The following is an 18,584-nucleotide window of genomic DNA, read 5'->3' as shown; positions in this document are numbered from 1 at the left end:
TGCTTTTAAAGCGTGCTTTAGATCACATAATAAGCACTCACACGACATTGAGTTTTATCTGTGGCCTATTTAAGAACAATCTGCAAAACAAATTAAACCTTTAAAATCATAAAATTAAAATTACAAAAATGGGCAGGCAGGACTATTTTCACAGAAAACACGCTATTGACATCGAACTGTGCATGAGAATCGTGAAATTGATATTACGTACGCAAAGTTATTACCACGATATATTTTCCGGCGTGACTACTTTTATTCCACGACCCGCCTATACAAGTGATATTTCTGATAACCGAATGTGAATTAAACGTTAAATGTAACAGAGCTTTTCGGATAATTTCCGTCTCCGTTTTTAACCTTCGCTCAGCCTGGGCTTAATCAAAATCTTTTATTGATAACGCATCATCTGCACTTTTTTCATCTACACCCTGATTAAAACCCTGGCAGAGAAACGTTAAATCCCTGCAAACCAGAGGGCTACTGATGACGAATAATGACCAGATGACGGTCACCTTCCAGCTGAGGCACCTGCAGCTTTATCACTGCATCGGAGACATAGCCGGCCGGTAACTCAGCTATTTCATCGTCCGGGCGGACACCTTTGAGCGCATAAAAGCGCCCTTCCCCGCCAGGCAGATGGTGACACCAGTTCACCATGTCGGTCAGCGAGGCAAATGCACGGCTGACGACACCATCAAACGGCGGCTCAGCCGGAAACGCCTCAACCCGGCTCTGGACCGGAGCAATGTTAGTGAGTCCTAACTCATGCTGAACCTGACGCAGGAAACGTACCCGCTTGCCCAGGCTGTCGAGCAGCGTAAAGTGCGCGTCGGGCATCACGATAGCCAGCGGAATGCCAGGCAGTCCTGGCCCGGTTCCCACATCAATGAAACGCGAGCCTTTCAGATGCGGCGCCACCACGATGCTGTCGAGGATATGGCGAACCAGCATCTGCTGCGGATCGCGCACGGATGTCAGATTGTAGGCTTTGTTCCACTTATCCAGCAGGCCGACATAGGCAACCAGCTGCTGTTTTTGTTGATCGGAGAGGGAAATACCGGCTGCCTTTAGCAGCGACGTGAGTGAGTTAATCACAGCATAAGTCCATTCAGCGGGGGCAAGTCACCTCGCCCCATTTCAGATCAGGCGCTTTTACGCAGCAGACCCTGTTTTTTCAGATAGATAAGCAGAATTGAGATGGCCGCCGGGGTGATGCCGGAGATACGCGTCGCCTGACCAATCGAACTCGGTTTGTGATCGTTCAGCTTGGCGATCACCTCATTTGAGAGGCCGTTCACCTGGCGATAATCAAGCTCCACCGGTAACAGTGTGTTCTCGTTACGCAGCTGGCGATCGATCTCTTCCTGCTGACGCGCGATATAACCTTCATATTTAACCTGAATCTCAACCTGCTCAGCGGCCTGCTCATCAGCCAGTGCCGGACCAAAGGCATCCAGCGTCATCAGCTTCAGATAGGTCAGCTCAGGACGGCGCAGCAAATCTTCGCCGCTCGCTTCTTTCGTCAGCGGTGCGCTGAGTACCGTGTTCACTTCCGTCACATGCTCTGACTTCGGATGAACCCAGATATCGCGCAGGCGCTGACGCTCCTGTTCAATCGCTTCCAGCTTCTGATTGAAACGCGCCCAGCGCGCATCATCCACCAGACCCAGTTCACGACCAGTTTCGGTCAGACGCAGGTCGGCATTGTCTTCGCGCAGCATCAGGCGGTATTCAGCACGGGAGGTAAACATCCGGTACGGCTCTTTGGTACCGAGTGTGCAGAGATCATCCACCAGCACGCCCAGATAAGCCTGGTCACGACGCGGTGCCCAGCCCTCTTTATCGGCAGACTGACGGGCGGCGTTCAGCCCTGCCAGCATCCCCTGCGCAGCCGCTTCTTCGTAGCCGGTTGTGCCGTTGATCTGGCCGGCAAAGAACAGGCCGTGAATAAATTTGCTCTCCAGCGTCGGTTTGAGATCGCGTGGATCGAAGAAATCATACTCGATGGCATAGCCCGGACGCACGATCTTCGCATTCTCCATGCCCTGCATGGAACGGACGATCTGAATCTGTACGTCAAATGGCAGACTGGTCGAGATACCGTTCGGGTAGATCTCATTACTGGTCAGCCCTTCCGGCTCCAGGAAGATCTGATGCGAGTTACGATCGGCAAAGCGCATCACTTTGTCTTCGATCGACGGGCAGTAGCGTGGACCGATCCCCTCGATGATCCCGGCATACATCGGGCTGCGATCCAGGTTATTACGGATCACCTCATGGGTTTTCTCGTTGGTATGCGTGATCCAGCACGGTACCTGCTGCGGATGCTGGGACGCATTACCCATAAACGAGAAAACCGGCATCGGGTGATCACCGTGCTGCGGGCTAAGCACTGAAAAATCGATGGTGCGCGCATCGATACGCGGTGGCGTACCGGTCTTGAGGCGGTTTACCCGCAGCGGCAGCGCACGCAGTCGTTTTGCCAGCGGAATGGACGGAGGATCGCCAGCGCGACCGCCACTGTAATTATCCAGACCGATATGAATTTTGCCGTCAAGGAAAGTGCCGACGGTAAGCACGACGGTTTTCGCGCGGAACTTCAGTCCCATCTGGGTGACGGCACCCACCACACGATCGTTTTCCACGATAAGATCGTCGACCGCCTGCTGGAAGATCATCAGATTAGGCTGATTCTCCAGTGCCGTACGCACCGCCTGCCGATAAAGCACGCGATCTGCCTGAGCACGGGTGGCCCGTACTGCCGGACCTTTGCTGGCGTTTAGTATCCTGAACTGGATACCCGCCTGGTCAATCGCACTGGCCATCAGACCACCCAGGGCATCCACTTCCTTCACCAAATGTCCTTTGCCAATCCCACCAATCGCCGGGTTACAGGACATTTGTCCAAGCGTATCAATGTTATGGGTGAGTAACAGGGTTTGCTGACCCATTCGGGCTGCCGCCATTGCGGCTTCGGTGCCCGCATGACCACCACCAATTACGATGACGTCAAAAGGATCCTGATAAAACATGAAGTGGTACCTCGGTTGATGAACTTGCAGGATCGTCGTCCTGGGGCGTGGATTCTACTCAAATTCCGTCTGGGGTGAAAGTCGCGGGATCGTCCGGTTTTAAAAGAAAGGATCTTAGATCTGTATATGATCTTTCTGTTAGATCTCTTATTAGGATCCCGCCTGCCTGTGGATATGTGCCAGAAGCAGAACAGAAACAACAGGATGACGAGGATCACTAGCTGTGAGTGATCGGTGATCCTGATCCGTATAAGCTGGGATCAAAATGGCACGTTATCCACAGCTCAAAAATCGTTCTACGGTTATTATTTGGATAACTACCGGTTATACGCAGTAAAAGAGGGTAGTTATCCACAAAATAAACGAGCGGAAAAGGATAAAATCAGCATCTTCCACTGGGGATCATCACTATTTCGCGATCCCCAGCCCCCTTCAGATCGCCTTTTTCCAGCTTTCCAGCCAGGCTTCCGCCGGATCTTCAGGGATCTCATGCTCCAGCACGTCAATCTCCAGACGATCGCCGATCTGCTGGGCTCCCAGAGCAATCAGCTGTGCTTCAATCTGGCGGATCGCACCACAAAAGAGATCATATTCATGATTGCCGAGGCCTATTGCCCCAAAACGAACCTGAGAGAGATCGGGCTGGCTGTCACGGATGGCTTCGAACAGCGGCAGCAGGTTATCGGGAATATCGCCTGCACCATGAGTTGAACAGACCACCAGCCAGATACCCTCATGTGGCACTTCATCCAGCTCCGGGCCATGCAGCATCTGCGTTGAGAAACCCGCTTCCTGTAATTTTTCTTCCAGATGTTCAGCCACATACTCTGCGCTACCCAGAGTACTGCCACTGATTAAGGTGATATCGGCCATCTTGCTCTCCCGGACATTAAGGCGAGCATTGTACGCTGTGATCAAGCGGTGATCCACCTGTGGACAACAGGGTTAATAGATTAAGAGAAACGAACGCAGCCGTTGCCAGCCGCCACATTCGTCAGGGATAAGATTATGCACAAGGCGGAGAAGGATCAGGGCTTGATAGTGCGCATGATGGGGTTTTGCAACGAGATCAGCGTTTCCGTCGACTGAATTTCATCGATGGTCTGGATCTTGTTGATCAGCACCTGTTGCAGGGCATCAATGGATCGGCACATCACCTTAATAAAGATGCTGTAGTGGCCGGTGGTGTACCAGGCTTCAACCACTTCATCCAGCGCATCCAGTTTGCTCAGCGCAGCCGGATAGTCACGCGCGCTTTTAAGGATAATGCCGATAAAACAGCAGACATCAAACCCCAGCTGGCGCGGATCGATATCAACCCGGGTGCCCAGGATAATGCCCGCCTGCTTCATCTTCTCCACGCGGACATGAATGGTGCCGGGGCTGACGTTAAACTGTTTTGCCAGCTCGGCGTAAGCAGTGCGCGCATTGTCGAGCAGGGCATTCAGAATGCCGCGATCCAGGTTATCGAGCTGCAGATGTTCGGCCATGGCCATCCTCGTTATTGGTCTGCTTTAAGTAAACAAGGGTGAATGTGCAGCAAAATAACGGTTCAGGCAACTACCGGCAGCGACGGACGCCGCTGCCGGTTCACTTAGCGTTTACGCCAGACGGTAACCTGCGCCAGCGTGTGCTGGAACTTGCGGGCCGTTTCGCGGATCACAAAGGGTTTATCCTGTGGATCATCGACCAGCTCGAAGTCGGCTGCCAGCAGACGTTGCAGTGCCTGCAGCGTCGTCAGTGCCTCACCATTCTCACGCACGCCGCCCAGCCAGTTCTCCTTCGGCGTGAAATCTTCAAGCCAGGTATAAGGCGATGAGAGCAGTAGGATGCCGCCCTGACGCAGCATCGGCGTGACATCCTGCAGGAAGCGCGCGGGCTGACGCAGGCGATCAATCAGGTTGGAGGCGAGCACCAGATCGTATCGGCCAGGCTGTGGCTTCAGGTTACAGGCGTCGCCCTGAACAAACTGAATCCGCTGCGCCAGTTCGCTCTCCAGCGCGAAATCTTTCAGGCGAACCTGGCGATACTCCACCAGCTCGCCTTCCTGTGGCAGGAGATAACGGAAGTCTTCGCCGCTGGCCAGCTGAAGCGCTACATCAATGAAGCGCGCCGAGTAGTCCATGCCGGTGACACGTCCAAAGTGGCGAGCCAGTTCAAAACTGGCGCGTCCGGTGGCACAGCCAATATCCAGTGCCTCGCCGCGTGCCGTGGTGTAGTTCAGCGCGAGGTTTACCAGGCTTTCGGCATAGTTATCCACGCCGAAATAGCGCGGGCCATACTGGAAGTCGAGGTATTGCGACACCATGGCGTCAGATTCATACGGGTTCAGCGCCATGGTTTCCTGATGGCTGGAAACCACGTAGCGGAAACCGGCATGCTGGAAGAAGTGGCGGCGGAACGCATAGCGTGCCGATTTCAGCGCTTCGTTGCCGGTCGATATCCAGCTACCGCCTTTGATCAGCGAATGTTTGCCATCAAAGGTCGGGGTAGAGAAATCATCGTAAAGCGGGTGGACTTTAAAACCTTCAAAGCCGTTGGTCGGCGTGGTCGTCCACTGCCAGACGTTACCGACGATATCGAAGAAGTCGCCCTGGGCGAAGAGATCGACCGGTGAAGAGGACGCCCAGTACGCCAGGTTAATGTTGCCCGGTGCCCGCTCCCAGTCCGGCTGATCGCCCGCAACCTGCTCGCGCAGCTGAGCCCACTCCGCTTCACACGGGAGCTGAACGCTCATGCCGGTCTGTTCCGCTTTCCAGCGGCAGAAGGCCGCCGCTTCAAGCTGATTGACCTCGGCAGGCCAGTCCCACGGCATCGCCACTTCTTCACACATCAGACGCAGTTTAAGCTGATCGGGCATCGCTGGCGTGCCGACCCAGAAGGTGGGCATCTCCGCTTTGGCAAACTGACACCAGCCCCAGCCTTCATCATCCCACCAGCGGGCATCCTGATAACCGCCCGCCTCAACGAACGCCAGAAATTCTGCGTTGCTGACCAGCATTTTGCTCGCCTTGAAAGGCTGCAGCGCGATCTGCTGACGGCCATATTCATTATCCCAGCCGTAGGTATCGTCGGTTTTACCCAGCGTGACGGTGCCGCCTGGCATCGGCAGCAGGGCATTGGCCGGCACAGCTTCGCGCTGGTGGCGCGCCATCGGACAGACCGGCCATGCGGCCTGCGGTCTGACCCATTCAACCGGTAACTGGCGGATGAGCACGCTGGACGTTTCCAGATGAATACGCTCATGCTCAATGCCCATCAGGATCACCCAGGCCGGACTCTCCCAGGTGATCGGCAGAGTCAGCGGCAGGGTCTGGATCAGATCGCTGACCAGCGCTTTAACGCGCCCGCGGTATTCGCGGACTTCTTCAACAGTGGGCCAGTCATAGTGGCTGTCGTTGAGATCGTCCCAGCTCATCTCATCCACACCAATCGCCATCATCGCTTCGATACGATCGTCCAGACGCGCGTCGATAAGGCGTCCGGCCATCAGCTTATTGATGTAGAAGGTAGCGGTGTGGCCAAAATAGAAGATTAAAGGATGGCGCAGCGGAATGGCTTTGGTAAACCAGGCCTGGGGATCGGCCAGACAGGTAAACAGACTTTCATACTGTTCCCAGGTCTGCTGAAAATAGGCCAGCAATTCGGCACGTTTTTGTTCAATGTTATGGCCGGAGAGCAGTAGCGTTCGCGTCGGCGCAGGCAGATCGCGATGAGGTTGAGCAAGCGTCACAGGGAGCTCCAGATTGCTGAGTAAGTGAAACGGTAATTCACTATAGCAAATGTGCATTTCTGCCCGATGACTTAACGCCGCCAGTGACGCAGCAGACGGCTTTTTATGCCGGTATCGAAACGCCAGATATGGTCGAAGATGCGCAGAATGCCTGGTTTCCCGTGGGCCGACATCGCCACGGCGTGAAAACGTTGCTGATTATTTCGCTGACGCGTTTTGATGGTCCCGATCACCTCTTCCGGCAGACGCTGAGCAATAAAATCGGAAACGATCACCGCATCGGCTTCCTCCCACAGTGCGCCTTCCATTCGGGTCACAACGGAAGAGAGGCAGGCGGCCAGATCGGTGCCGCCACGGAAACGCTGGCTCAGAAAGCGAATCGCCTGTTCCAGTCCGTCGTCACCGGTCAGCTCATAGCCAATCACCTCATGCGCAAACAGCATGATGTAGCAGCGACGGCGATCGGCCAGTGCAACTTTCAGCAGTGCCAGACAGAATGCTTTGGCGCAGCGCTCGTTGAAGCCCCCCATCGAACCGGAGGTATCGACGCAGACGATAAACGGCCCGCGCGGCTGCTCTTCATGCTGCTGGTGGCTGGCCGGACGCATAGTGACCTTTTCATGCCAGGCATCGCCCTGCAGCTTGTAGGTCAGCAGCCGTTTCTCTACCAGCCGCCGGTAAAACTCCAGCTCCAGTTCACTGATGCTCAGCGCAGCTAACTCCGGTGGCAGCAGACGCAGCACGTCATCGCTCTGATGAATGCCGCTGACCTCCTCCGGCACGGAGGCAGGCTCCTGCACCAGATGATGAAAAGCTTCCATAGGGGCATCCTTTGACGGCACCGATTTTGCTTCGCGACTGCGACCCAGTTGCTGGGCCAGCTTCAGTAGCTCCGGTTGCTGCGCCAGAAAGTCGCCATATTGCAGCATCAGCTGATAGTCACCAGGCTGCAGTGACGCTTTGCTCATGTCCCACAGCCGGCCCGCGGCGGCTTCATCATCGTCACCGAGGATGGGTGCCAGCTGACCGCTCAGCGCCATGCGCTGCTGCAGTTCCGCCAGCAGGCGTTCGCGCTGCTGCTCCAGCAAATCCTGATTCAGCGTCAGCGTCTGTAAGGTCAGGCTGAGCCGCCAGCGTTGTAGAAAAAGCTGGTGCTGCGCGCTGCTGAGATGGCTGGTATCGGTGTGCAGCACCAGCCGGTTGGCTTCATCCAGAAAAGGGGAAGGGAGGCTTTCAAGCGCCTGAAGCGTGGCATTCAGCTGGTGGCTGAATTCACGATCGCTGAGGAGTTGCACCCGCTGGAACAGCTGAAACTCTTCGGCCAGCGTGGCCGGAACCGGTGTGGTTTTGAGCTCAGCGTTGATCTCCGCTCGCCAGCGTGGCACCTCGCGCAACAGCGCTTTTTTCAGCCCGGGAAACTTTTCAAAAAACAGCGCCAGCTGCGGAGACGCCAGCAGGGCAATAATCAGCTCTTCAATCAGTTCGGTTTCACCCACGGAGAGCAGTGTGCTGAGCGTCTCCAGTGGGATCATTTACGCGCCTGTTTCAGCTGTTCCGCCACATCCTGCAGGCTGGTTTCAATGCGCGCCAGCCAGTCATCACTGATAAACAGGCAACGCTGGTGCTGGCTGAACAGATGACGCTGTGACCGCAGTTCACTCTCCAGCGCATCCAGCGCATCGGTGATCTCACCGGGCAACGGCTCGCTGTTGCTGACGCCAGGCAGGGTCAGACGCGACGATTGCAGGCTGACATCACGGATAGCCAGGCAGTGCTGCGCATCCACCTGTAAATCCAGGCTTTGCGCAAAGCCAATCCCATTAAGCTTGCCGCGAACCTCGCCGCCTTTCTGTAGCCACTGATTCAGGGCATCACGCGCAATCACCAGGTGGGTCACCTGCATGTCGTGCAGCATCAGCGGCTTTTGCAGCATCAGCGTCAGTTGCTCATCGGTAAAGCTTTCCGGCAGATCGTAATGGGGTTTGCGGCTGAACATGCCGCTGTGTTTTTCCAGGGTGATCGCCTGCGCGATGCTCTGCTGTTGCTGCAGAGCCAGGCGACGCGCTTTGATCTGCTGCAGTTTCAGCAGCATCGGCTGCTGCTGCCAGGCATGCTGCGTCATCAGCTGATCGATTTCTCGCTCCAGCAGCTGCATGGACGCGACGTCGTGCCAGAGGCAATCTTTCAGCAGGATCAGATCTATCGGGGCAATGGTATTGCGACCGCTGTAGAAAGCGCTGGCCTGCAGCAGATGAATGGCTTTTTTCCAGCGACGATCGGAAATATAAGGTGCGGCAGGCTGGCTCTCCAGTTGCTGACGCAGCTGATAAATCAGCTCAAAGACGGCATCGGGCAGGCTGACCTGGCTGATGCCGAGCTGCCACTGCGCATACTCTTCATCACTGATGCGCAGGGATTCCGCGACGGGATTGGTATGTTCATCCTGCTGGTGGGTCAGCATGCTGCGAAAATTCTGCTTCTCATGCACGTTATCCAGCCACAGGCGGATCAGCATTCGATCATAAAGCGCTTCAAGGCCGCTATCCGCTTCCGGCAGTTCGTTGGAAGCGGTAACCAGCAGCCGCATCGGGATGGTCTCTTCGCTGTCACCATTGCGGAAACGGCGTTCATTGATAGCGGTCAGCAGGGTATTCAGAATCGCCGGACCGGCTTTCCAGATCTCATCCAGAAAAACAATCTCGGCGTCGGGCAGATACCCTTTAGTGAGGCGCTGGTAGCGTCCTTCATCTTTCAGTGCCTGAATGGAGAGCGGGCCAAACACCTCTTCCGGCGTGGAGAAACGGGTCATCAGATATTCAAAGGCGCGGGCGTGCTGAAAGGCATATTTAAGGCGGCGGGCAATCAGGCTCTTGGCGATGCCCGGCGGTCCCAGCAGGAACACGCTTTCACCGCTCAGCGCCGCCAGCAGGCAAAGGCGAATGGCATGGTGCCGTTCATATAATCCTTTTTCTAACGTATTGCTAAGGCGAGAAATTCTTTCTGCCAAAAGATGGGGTTGAGCCATAATCACATCAATGTCCTTACGATCGTCGGGCCGCCGCGCTTAAGCAAGCGCCTTACTCTATAGATCATCATGCGTGAAAGCGTTGATAGCTGTCAGCTTTTTTGTTTCAGAAGGTTTGCCTGTTTTAAAAGTGGTGCTGGATGACAATTTATCGTCTTGAAATGACCCCGTTACCCTGACCGCGAGGCGAAGCGGGTATAGGAATTTTCGTTAAACCGTGCATACTGTGCGCTTTTTGATGGCCTGAGCGAGGGGTTTTTGCACCTCTTAGACTCCAACAAAAGATAACTCTATGAGCTCGGATAATAAGCAGTCACTTCGCGGATTAACGCTGGCCGCTATTGGTGTTGTTTACGGGGATATCGGCACCAGTCCGCTGTATACCTTGCGTGAATGTCTCTCCGGACAGTTTGGTTTCGGCGTTGAGCGGGAAGCGGTATTTGGCTTTCTGTCGCTGATTTTCTGGCTGCTGGTGCTGGTGGTCTCACTGAAGTACATCAGTTATGTGATGCGCGCCGACAACGCCGGGGAAGGCGGAATACTGACCCTGATGTCGCTGGCTGGCCGCCATACCGGTGCACGCGCCACGGCGGTGCTGGTGATCATGGGCCTGATTGGCGGCAGCTTCTTCTATGGAGAGGTGGTGATCACGCCAGCCATTTCGGTGATGTCCGCCATTGAGGGCCTTGAGATTGCTGCGCCGTCGCTGGATCCCTTTATTGTGCCGATGTCGATTGCCGTACTGACGCTGCTGTTTGCCATTCAGAAGCATGGCACCGGTATGGTGGGTAAACTCTTCGCGCCGGTAATGCTGGTCTGGTTTCTGGTGCTGGCGATCCTGGGGGTTATGGGCATCATGCGAAACCCGGACGTGCTGCATGCGCTGAATCCTGCCTATGCGGTTGAATTCTTCCTGCACTATAAGTCTGTTTCGTTCTTCGCCCTCGGTGCAGTCGTGCTGGCGATTACCGGGGTTGAGGCGCTCTATGCCGATATGGGTCACTTTGGTAAAGTGCCGATTCGACTGGCCTGGTTCTCAGTGGTGCTGCCGTCGCTGGTGCTGAACTACTTTGGCCAGGGCGCGCTGTTACTCAGCGATCCTAAAGCAATTAAAAACCCCTTCTTCCTGCTGGCCCCGGACTGGGCGCTGATCCCGATGCTGATTCTGGCAACGCTGGCCACCGTTATCGCTTCACAGGCGGTCATCTCTGGCGTCTTCTCGCTGACGCGTCAGGCGGTGCGACTGGGCTATCTGCCGGGGATGCGTATCATCCACACTTCTGAGCGCGAATCGGGCCAGATTTATATTCCGGTGATCAACTGGGTGCTCTATTTCGCCGTGCTGATTGTGATTATCAGCTTTGAGCATTCAAGCAATCTGGCTGCGGCTTACGGTATTGCGGTGACCGGCACTATGGTGCTGACGGCGATGCTCTCCTGCACCGTGGCGGTTAAAAACTGGCACTGGAATAAGCTGGCGGTCGCCGTCATCCTGGTGCTGATGCTTTGCATTGACGTGCCGTTGTTTACCGCCAATTTGGTGAAAATTTTCTCTGGTGGCTGGCTGCCGCTCTGTCTCGGCCTGGTGATGTTTATCATTATGACGACGTGGAAAAGCGAACGTTTCCGTCTGCTGCGCCGCATGCACGAACATGGTAACTCCCTGGAGGCAATGATCGCGTCGCTGGAGAAATCGCCGCCGGTTCGCGTACCGGGCACAGCGGTCTATATGTCGCGTGCCCTGAATGTGATTCCGTTTGCCATGCTGCACAACCTTAAGCACAACAAAGTGTTGCATGAGCGGGTCGTGCTGTTGACGTTGCGCACTGAAGATGCGCCTTACGTGCACAACGTGCGTCGTGTCACTATTGAGCAGCTGTCGCCGACCTTCTGGCGGGTGGTGGCAAGCTACGGCTGGCGTGAAACGCCAAACGTTGAGGAGATCTTCCATCGTTGCGGGCTGGAAGGACTCAACTGTCGCATGATGGAGACCTCGTTCTTTATGTCGCATGAGTCGCTGATCATCGGCAAGCGGCCGTGGTATCTGCGCCTGCGCGGCAAACTCTTCCTGGCGCTGCAGCGCAATGCGCTCCGTGCGCCAGACCAGTTTGAGATCCCGCCAAACCGGGTTATTGAGCTGGGCACTCAGGTCGAGATTTGATCGGCAGCGCCCGCCTTACGGGGTGGGCGCTGCCCAGCGTAGCGTGACGCACAAGCCGCCACCGGGTCGCTGGCTGAACGTAATCTGCATCCCGTGCAGTTGGGCAATATTACGCACTATCGATAATCCCAGCCCGCTCCCACTCTTCTCCTGACCTGGCGGTCGCCAGAAACGCTCACCGAGCCGTTGCAGGTCGGCAGCACTCAGACCCTCGCCGTTATCCTCCACCGACAGGCTGTTTGCCTGTAGTTGCACATCGACTTCGCTGCCCGCAGGCGTATAGCGAATGGCGTTATCCAGCAGATTCCGCACCAGCAGCGACAGCAACAGCGGATGGCCCTGAATTTGTGGATCGGCCTCAGCGTGCAGCCGCAACGTGACACCGGTTTTATCCGCCAGCGGCAATTGTGCGGCGAGTGTCTCCTGCACCGTGCGTTTCAGCGCCACCGGTTCGAAGGCGCTGCGTGCATCATCAGCTTCAACCCGCGAGAGCGTCAGCAGTTGATCCACCAGCCGCGTGGCGCGGACAATGCCGGCATCCAGTTGTTGCAGCGCATGGGTTCGCATCACTTCGTCATCCGCAGTCAGCTGGATCACTTCGCTTTGCACCTGCAGCGCGGCCAGCGGACTGCGCAGCTCATGCGCGGCATCGGAGGTAAAGCGCCGTTCACGCTGCATCATGGCGCTGATACGGCTGAAAAGGCCATTAAGCGCAATCATCAGCGGCTGTACCTCTTTCGGCACGCGGTCTGCCTGCAGCGGCGTATCGTCATCGGGCGCGCGCTGCGCCAGCTGCTGTGCCAGCGTTTTCAATGGCCGCAGTTCAGACCAGACCAGGCCGATGAGCAACAGCAGCATAAACGGCAGTGCGATCAGCCAGGGCAGCATACTGGCTTTCATCAGATCCTGCGTCATGTCGTCGCGGTATTCCGACTCCTGACCGACGACTACCCGGAATTTCTGATCCGGCGTGGTCAGCCAGACAAACCGCCAGCGATCGTCATCATTGGTGAGCTGACCCTCATGAAATCCCTGATAGTCCGCCTCAAACGGCAGATAGCGGCCATTATCGCCATCATTCATCACCTGCCTGCCGTCACGGGTAAAAACAGCAAAGGCCAGGGCATCGTCATCCTGCTCCCCACGATGGTGGCGCAGCATCGCTTTGGTTCGGGGCAGCGTGGTGTTATCCAGCGAAGAGAAATCAAGCGTCAGCAGGCGCTTGGCCAGCAGCATCTGCTGGGTATCAAACAGCTCATCAAGGGTTTCACGGGTCTGATGCCAGGCACTCAGGCTGGCGCTGGCCCAGCAGAGCCCGAGCAGCAGCACAAAACCGATACCCAGCCGCAGAAACAGGCTCATTGATCGCATTCAGCGGCTCCCAGGGTATAGCCGACGCCGTGCAGCGTGCGGATAAACGCGCTGCCCAGTTTTTTACGCAGATGATGAATGTGGACCTCTACCGCATTGCTGGAGACATCGGCGTCCCAGTTGTAGAGCTTCTCTTCCAGCTGGCTGCGCGTCAGCACCCGTCCTGGGTTGCGCATAAAGAGTTCCAGCAGCGCCAGTTCACGGCTTTTTAACTCGATCGCTTCGCCATCGCGCATGACGCTATGGCTGCCGGGGATCAGCACCACGTTACCGTGACGGAGTTCGGGCTGCAGTTGACCATGACGGCGGCGGATCAGCGCCTGTAAGCGCGCGGCCACTTCGGTTAAGGCAAAGGGTTTACACAGATAATCATCGGCTCCCATCTGCAGGCCTTCAACCCGCTGATCGAGCGCATCGCGGGCAGTCAGTATCAGTACCGGTACATCATTTCCCTGCTGCCGCCACTGCCGCAGGATATCGAGCCCATCCCGCTCAGGCAGAGAAAGGTCCAGAATCACCGCATCCCAGGGCGCGGCCTGCAGCGCGTTAAAGCCCGACTCACCAGAGGTAAACCAGTCAACGCTGAAGCCCAGTTTACTCAGTCCCGCTTTGATACCGTCGCCAATTAAGCGATCGTCTTCAATCAGTAAAATACGCATTACGTCTCCCTGTTCTGATAGCGCTTTATACGAAGCAACTTCCTCCCTGTACAGCTGATTTCGGCGAAAATGGCTTATTTTTCACGCTTAAGAAGCTGTTAAGAACTCTGTGGTCAACTGGGCGTATTCAAACCGAAAACACCACTGAGAAAGGGGTACACCATGAAAAAGCACGCTGCAATTCTGGCCGTCGTTATGCTGGCTTCCGCCCCGGTTTTCGCTGCACAGCAGGGCGGATTTGTTGATCCCAGTGCGCCGGCCGCACAGACGCCGTCAGCATCCGGTCAGGGCGGCTTCAGTGCCGATAACACCAGTGTGGTGACCGTGAAGCAGGCTGAAGAGATGAAAGATGACAGCTGGATCACCGTGCGCGGCAAGCTGGAAAAACAGATCGGCAAGGAAGATTATCTGTTCCGCGACCAGACCGGCACCATGAAGGTCGAAATTGACCACAAGCACTGGAACGGCCAGACGATCACGCCCAAAGATAACGTTGAGCTGACGGGTGAACTGGACAAAGATTTCAACAGCATTGAGATGGACGTTAAGCAGGTTAAGAAACTGCCTTAATCGTTTACTTCAGGGCCGCATTCGCGGCCCTTTTTTCGTCCCATTCCCCGCCTTAATGCAAATTTCTCCCCGCGTGAGCGAAACGTTTCGATAGCGATCACAGATTTCTTCTTTGCCGGTTGAGTTGATGGGGGCTTTTCATACACTTCAGACAGCGAAACGTTTCGCTATGGAGTGAAAAGATGAAAAAAGGTCGCCTTTTAAACGCAGAACTCTCTCATGTGATTGCCCGCCTGGGACACACGGATACGCTGACGATTGCCGATGCTGGCTTGCCCATTCCGGCAGGACCGCGACGCATCGACTTAGCGCTTACGCCGGGTACGCCCGATTTTATGCAGGTGGTGAATGCTGTCGCACTGGAGATGCAGGTAGAGAGTGCCCTGATCGCGGAGGAGATTAAGCAGCATAATCCGCACCTTCATAGCGCGCTCGTCGCCGTGCTCGAAGCCTTGCAACAGCACCAGGGGAATAGCATCACCATCAGCTACACCAGTCATGAAAAATTCAAACAACAAACGCAGCGTAGTCAGGCGGTCATTCGCAGCGGAGAGTGCTCTCCATTTGCGAATGTCATCCTCTGCGCCGGTGTGACCTTCTGAGGCCGCTATGCAACCTTTACTGCAACTCGACGGCATTGAAAAATCCTTTCCGGGCGTGAAAGCCCTGAAGGGTGCGTCGCTGAATGTCCGTGCAGGACGCGTGATGGCGCTGGTGGGCGAGAACGGCGCAGGCAAGTCCACCATGATGAAAGTGCTGACCGGGATCTATCAATATGATGCCGGTACGCTGCGCTGGCTCGGTAAAGAGACCCGTTTCAGTGGACCGAAAGCGTCTCAGGAAGCGGGTATTGGCATCATCCATCAGGAGCTGAACCTGATCCCTCAGTTAACCGTGGCGGAAAATATTTTTCTCGGTCGCGAATATGTGGGTCGTTTTGGCCGTATCCAGTGGCCGCGTATGTATGCCGAAGCCGATGCGCTGCTTAAAAGGCTCAATCTGCGCTTCAACAGCCACAAGCTGGTTGGCGATTTGTCGATTGGCGATCAGCAGATGGTCGAAATCGCCAAAGTGCTGAGCTTTGAGTCGCAGGTCATCATCATGGATGAGCCGACCGATGCGCTGACGGATACCGAAACGCTGTCGCTGTTCCGGGTGATCAACGAACTGAAAGCGCAGGGCTGCGGCATCGTCTATATCTCGCATCGCATGAAAGAGATCTTTGAGATCTGCGATGACGTCACCGTATTCCGCGACGGTCAGTTTATTGCTGAACGTCCGGTCAGCGAGCTGACCGAAGAGAGCCTGATCGAGATGATGGTCGGACGCAAGCTGGAAGATCAATATCCACATCTTAATCAGGCGCCCGGCGACGTGCGGCTCAAAGTGGAAAACGTCAGCGGGCCGGGCGTGGAGAACGTCAGCTTCAGTCTGCGCAAAGGTGAAATCCTTGGCATTTCGGGCCTGATGGGCGCGGGCCGTACTGAACTGATGAAGGTACTCTACGGCGCCCTGCCGCGTCGTGAAGGCGCAATGTGGCTCAATGGCCGGGAAGTGGTGACGCGTTCGCCACAGGATGGACTGGCTAACGGTATCGTCTATATCTCGGAAGATCGTAAGCGTGATGGTCTGGTGCTGGGCATGTCAGTGAAAGAGAACATGTCGCTGACGGCGTTAGGCTATTTCAGTCACGGCAGCGGCACGCTGAAACATGCAGCAGAGCAGCTGGCGGTAGGCGATTTTATCCGGCTGTTCAACGTGAAAACCCCTTCTATGGAGCAGCCGATTGGCCTGCTTTCAGGCGGCAACCAGCAGAAAGTGGCGATTGCCCGCGGTCTGATGACCCGCCCTAACGTGCTGATTCTGGACGAACCGACCCGCGGTGTGGATGTCGGTGCGAAGAAAGAGATCTACCAACTGATTAACCAGTTTAAAGCCGAAGGGCTGAGCATCATCCTGGTCTCCTCGGAAATGCCGGAAGTGCTGGGTATGAGCGACAGGATTCTGGTGATGCATGAAGGCCGTATCAGCGGCGAATTTACCCGAGAAGACGCCACTCAGGAGAGCCTGATGGCAGCCGCCGTAGGCAAGCAACACAGCGAGGATTTAGTGGTATGACGACCCAAACTTTACCGGCCAGCCGTCGCTGGTTTAGCAAAAGCTGGCTACTGGAACAGAAGTCGCTGATTGCGCTGGTGGTGCTGATTGCCGTAGTGGCCAGCCAGAGCCCGAACTTCTTTACCGTGGCGAACCTGTTCAACATTCTGCAGCAGACCTCGGTCAATGCCATTATGGCGGTCGGGATGACGCTGGTGATCCTGACTTCCGGTATTGACCTCTCTGTGGGATCGCTGCTGGCCCTGACCGGTGCGGTCGGTGCATCGCTGGTGGGCATGGAAGTCAATGCACTGGTCGCGGTAGCGGCTTCGCTGGCGCTGGGTGCGGCAATCGGTGCCCTGACCGGCACCATTGTGGCGCGCGGTAAGGTTCAGGCCTTTATCGCCACGCTAGTCATGATGCTGCTGCTGCGCGGTGTCACCATGGTCTACACCGACGGCAGCCCGATTAACACCGGCTTCAGTGCCAATGCCGATCTGCTGGGCTGGTTTGGTATTGGTCGCCCGCTGGGTATCCCTGCGCCGGTCTGGCTGATGGCGCTGGTCTTTGTCGCCGCCTGGTACATGCTGCAGCACACGCGTCTGGGTCGCTATATCTATGCGCTTGGCGGTAACGAAGCGGCAACGCGTCTCTCAGGCATCAATGTGAATCGCGTCAAAATCATCGTCTATTCACTGAGCGGCATGCTGGCGGCGCTGGCGGGCACCATTGAAGTGGCGCGTCTCTCATCAGCACAGCCGACGGCGGGTACCGGCTATGAGCTGGATGCGATTGCTGCGGTCGTGTTAGGCGGAACCAGTCTGGCTGGCGGTAAAGGCCGTATTTTCGGCACCCTGATTGGCGCGCTGATCCTCGGCTTCCTGAACAACGGCCTGAACCTGATGGGCGTCTCTTCGTACTACCAGATGATCGTTAAAGCGGTAGTCATCCTGCTGGCGGTGCTGGTGGATAATAAAAGCAGTAAATAACTCTGACCTTACACAGGATAATAAGATGAAAAAGTTAACCGCACTGGCCATGATCCTCGGCGCAACGCTCAGTACCAGCGCTATGGCAAAAGATACCATCGCGCTGGTGGTTTCAACCCTGAACAACCCGTTCTTTGTTTCTCTGAAAGAGGGTGCTCAGAAAGAAGCGGACAAACTGGGTTATAACCTGGTGGTGCTGGATTCACAGAACAACCCGGCTAAAGAGCTGGCGAACGTGCAGGATCTGACCGTTCGCGGTACTAAGCTACTGCTGATCAACCCGACTGACTCTGATGCCGTAGGTAACGCAGTCAAGATGGCTAACCAGGCGAACATTCCTGTCATCACGCTGGATCGTGTTGCGGCACAGGGCACCGTGGTCAGCCACGTCGCTTCCGATAACCGTTTCGGCGGTAAAATGGCCGGTGATTTTATCGCCAAAAAAGTCGGCGAAAATGCCAAAATTATTGAGCTGCAGGGCATTGCCGGCACCTCTGCTGCCCGCGAACGTGGCGAGGGCTTCAAACAGGCCGCTGATGCGCATAAATTCCAGATCCTCGCCAGCCAGCCTGCTGACTTTGACCGTACCAAAGGTCTGAACGTCATGCAGAACCTGCTGCAGGCGCATCCGGATGTTCAGGCGGTATTCGCTCAGAACGACGAAATGGCGCTGGGTGCACTGCGTGCGCTGCAGACCGCCGGAAAAACAGGTGTGATCGTGGTTGGTTTTGACGGCACTGCTGATGGCGTGAAAGCCGTAGAAGCTGGCAAACTGTCTGCGACCGTGGCACAGATGCCAGACAAAATTGGCATGATCGGCGTGGACACCGCTGATAAAGTGCTGAAGGGTGAAAAAGTGAAGGCGATCAATCCGGTCGACCTGAAGCTGGTCACTCAATAACTCAAAGAAAAGCAGGGCACCGCGCCACCCTCCCGGTGGCGCACTT

Annotated in this window: 15 protein-coding genes; 6 read left to right on the top strand and 9 right to left on the bottom strand. The window is 55.9% G+C overall.

The features are described 5' to 3' along the window. Window positions 1-477: 477 nt before the first annotated feature. From rsmG to ravA, 7 genes are all read right to left on the bottom strand, one after another. Window positions 478-1,095: a 16S rRNA (guanine(527)-N(7))-methyltransferase RsmG gene (gene rsmG, locus NIM72_RS12185; protein WP_222924812.1), complete on the bottom strand. Its 618-nt coding sequence runs from the start codon at window positions 1,093-1,095 to the stop codon at window positions 478-480. A gap of 47 nt (window positions 1,096-1,142) precedes the next feature. Continuing rightward, window positions 1,143-3,032 carry a tRNA uridine-5-carboxymethylaminomethyl(34) synthesis enzyme MnmG gene (gene mnmG / locus NIM72_RS12180; RefSeq protein ID WP_161733306.1) on the bottom strand — a complete coding sequence of 630 codons (1,890 nt, stop codon included), beginning with the start codon at window positions 3,030-3,032 and terminating at the stop codon, window positions 1,143-1,145. Between the two features lie 432 nt (window positions 3,033-3,464). Beyond that, window positions 3,465-3,905: an FMN-binding protein MioC gene (gene mioC, locus NIM72_RS12175; RefSeq protein WP_161733308.1), complete on the bottom strand. Its 441-nt coding sequence runs from the start codon at window positions 3,903-3,905 to the stop codon at window positions 3,465-3,467. Between the two features lie 155 nt (window positions 3,906-4,060). Next, entirely contained in the window at window positions 4,061-4,522 is a 462-nt protein-coding gene (gene asnC / locus NIM72_RS12170; RefSeq protein WP_003849496.1) for a transcriptional regulator AsnC, read from the bottom strand. A 104-nt stretch (window positions 4,523-4,626) separates the two neighbouring features. After that, the gene (ovoA, locus tag NIM72_RS12165) at window positions 4,627-6,765 is read right to left on the bottom strand and encodes a 5-histidylcysteine sulfoxide synthase (protein ID WP_253420556.1); all 2,139 of its coding nucleotides are present in this window, start codon (window positions 6,763-6,765) and stop codon (window positions 4,627-4,629) included. Window positions 6,766-6,836: 71 nt separating this feature from the next. After that, a complete protein-coding gene (gene viaA / locus NIM72_RS12160) occupies window positions 6,837-8,297 on the bottom strand; it encodes an ATPase RavA stimulator ViaA (protein ID WP_253420554.1) in 1,461 nt (486 codons plus the stop codon). After that, the gene (gene ravA / locus NIM72_RS12155; protein WP_253420552.1) at window positions 8,294-9,790 is read right to left on the bottom strand and encodes an ATPase RavA; all 1,497 of its coding nucleotides are present in this window, start codon (window positions 9,788-9,790) and stop codon (window positions 8,294-8,296) included. The genes viaA and ravA overlap by 4 nt, the downstream gene beginning before the upstream one ends. Window positions 9,791-10,082: 292 nt before the next feature. On the opposite strand from ravA, the gene kup reads away from it, so the two are divergent. Next, window positions 10,083-11,951 carry a low affinity potassium transporter Kup gene (kup, locus tag NIM72_RS12150; RefSeq protein WP_013359553.1) on the top strand — a complete coding sequence of 623 codons (1,869 nt, stop codon included), beginning with the start codon at window positions 10,083-10,085 and terminating at the stop codon, window positions 11,949-11,951. 15 nt (window positions 11,952-11,966) lie between these two features. On the opposite strand, the gene qseC is transcribed toward kup, so the two are convergent. Together qseC and qseB are read right to left on the bottom strand one after the other, a co-directional pair. After that, on the bottom strand, window positions 11,967-13,322 hold the full coding sequence (gene qseC, locus NIM72_RS12145) for a quorum sensing histidine kinase QseC (RefSeq protein ID WP_253420550.1): 1,356 nt from the start codon (window positions 13,320-13,322) through the stop codon (window positions 11,967-11,969). Continuing rightward, the gene (gene qseB, locus NIM72_RS12140) at window positions 13,310-13,981 is read right to left on the bottom strand and encodes a quorum sensing response regulator transcription factor QseB (protein WP_253420548.1); all 672 of its coding nucleotides are present in this window, start codon (window positions 13,979-13,981) and stop codon (window positions 13,310-13,312) included. The genes qseC and qseB overlap by 13 nt, the downstream gene beginning before the upstream one ends. 162 nt (window positions 13,982-14,143) lie before the next feature. On the opposite strand from qseB, the gene NIM72_RS12135 reads away from it, so the two are divergent. From NIM72_RS12135 to rbsB, 5 genes are all read left to right on the top strand, one after another. After that, entirely contained in the window at window positions 14,144-14,551 is a 408-nt protein-coding gene (locus tag NIM72_RS12135) for a YgiW/YdeI family stress tolerance OB fold protein (protein ID WP_161733330.1), read from the top strand. 182 nt (window positions 14,552-14,733) lie between these two features. Then, complete coding sequence (gene rbsD, locus NIM72_RS12130; protein ID WP_253420533.1) at window positions 14,734-15,153, top strand: D-ribose pyranase; 420 nt, start codon at window positions 14,734-14,736, stop codon at window positions 15,151-15,153. Between the two features lie 7 nt (window positions 15,154-15,160). Beyond that, window positions 15,161-16,669, top strand: coding sequence for a ribose ABC transporter ATP-binding protein RbsA (gene rbsA, locus NIM72_RS12125; RefSeq protein ID WP_161733334.1), 1,509 nt, complete (start codon window positions 15,161-15,163; stop codon window positions 16,667-16,669). Then, window positions 16,666-17,637 carry a ribose ABC transporter permease gene (gene rbsC, locus NIM72_RS12120; RefSeq protein WP_161733336.1) on the top strand — a complete coding sequence of 324 codons (972 nt, stop codon included), beginning with the start codon at window positions 16,666-16,668 and terminating at the stop codon, window positions 17,635-17,637. The genes rbsA and rbsC overlap by 4 nt, the downstream gene beginning before the upstream one ends. Window positions 17,638-17,662: 25 nt before the next feature. Further along, window positions 17,663-18,538 carry a ribose ABC transporter substrate-binding protein RbsB gene (gene rbsB / locus NIM72_RS12115; RefSeq protein WP_098051971.1) on the top strand — a complete coding sequence of 292 codons (876 nt, stop codon included), beginning with the start codon at window positions 17,663-17,665 and terminating at the stop codon, window positions 18,536-18,538. The last annotated feature ends 46 nt before the right edge of the window (window positions 18,539-18,584 follow it).

The organism is Pantoea sp. B550, assembly GCF_024158165.1.
GTDB classification, from domain to species: Bacteria; Pseudomonadota; Gammaproteobacteria; order Enterobacterales; family Enterobacteriaceae; genus Pantoea; species Pantoea alfalfae.
This window is presented reverse-complemented; position numbering and strand designations above follow the sequence as displayed.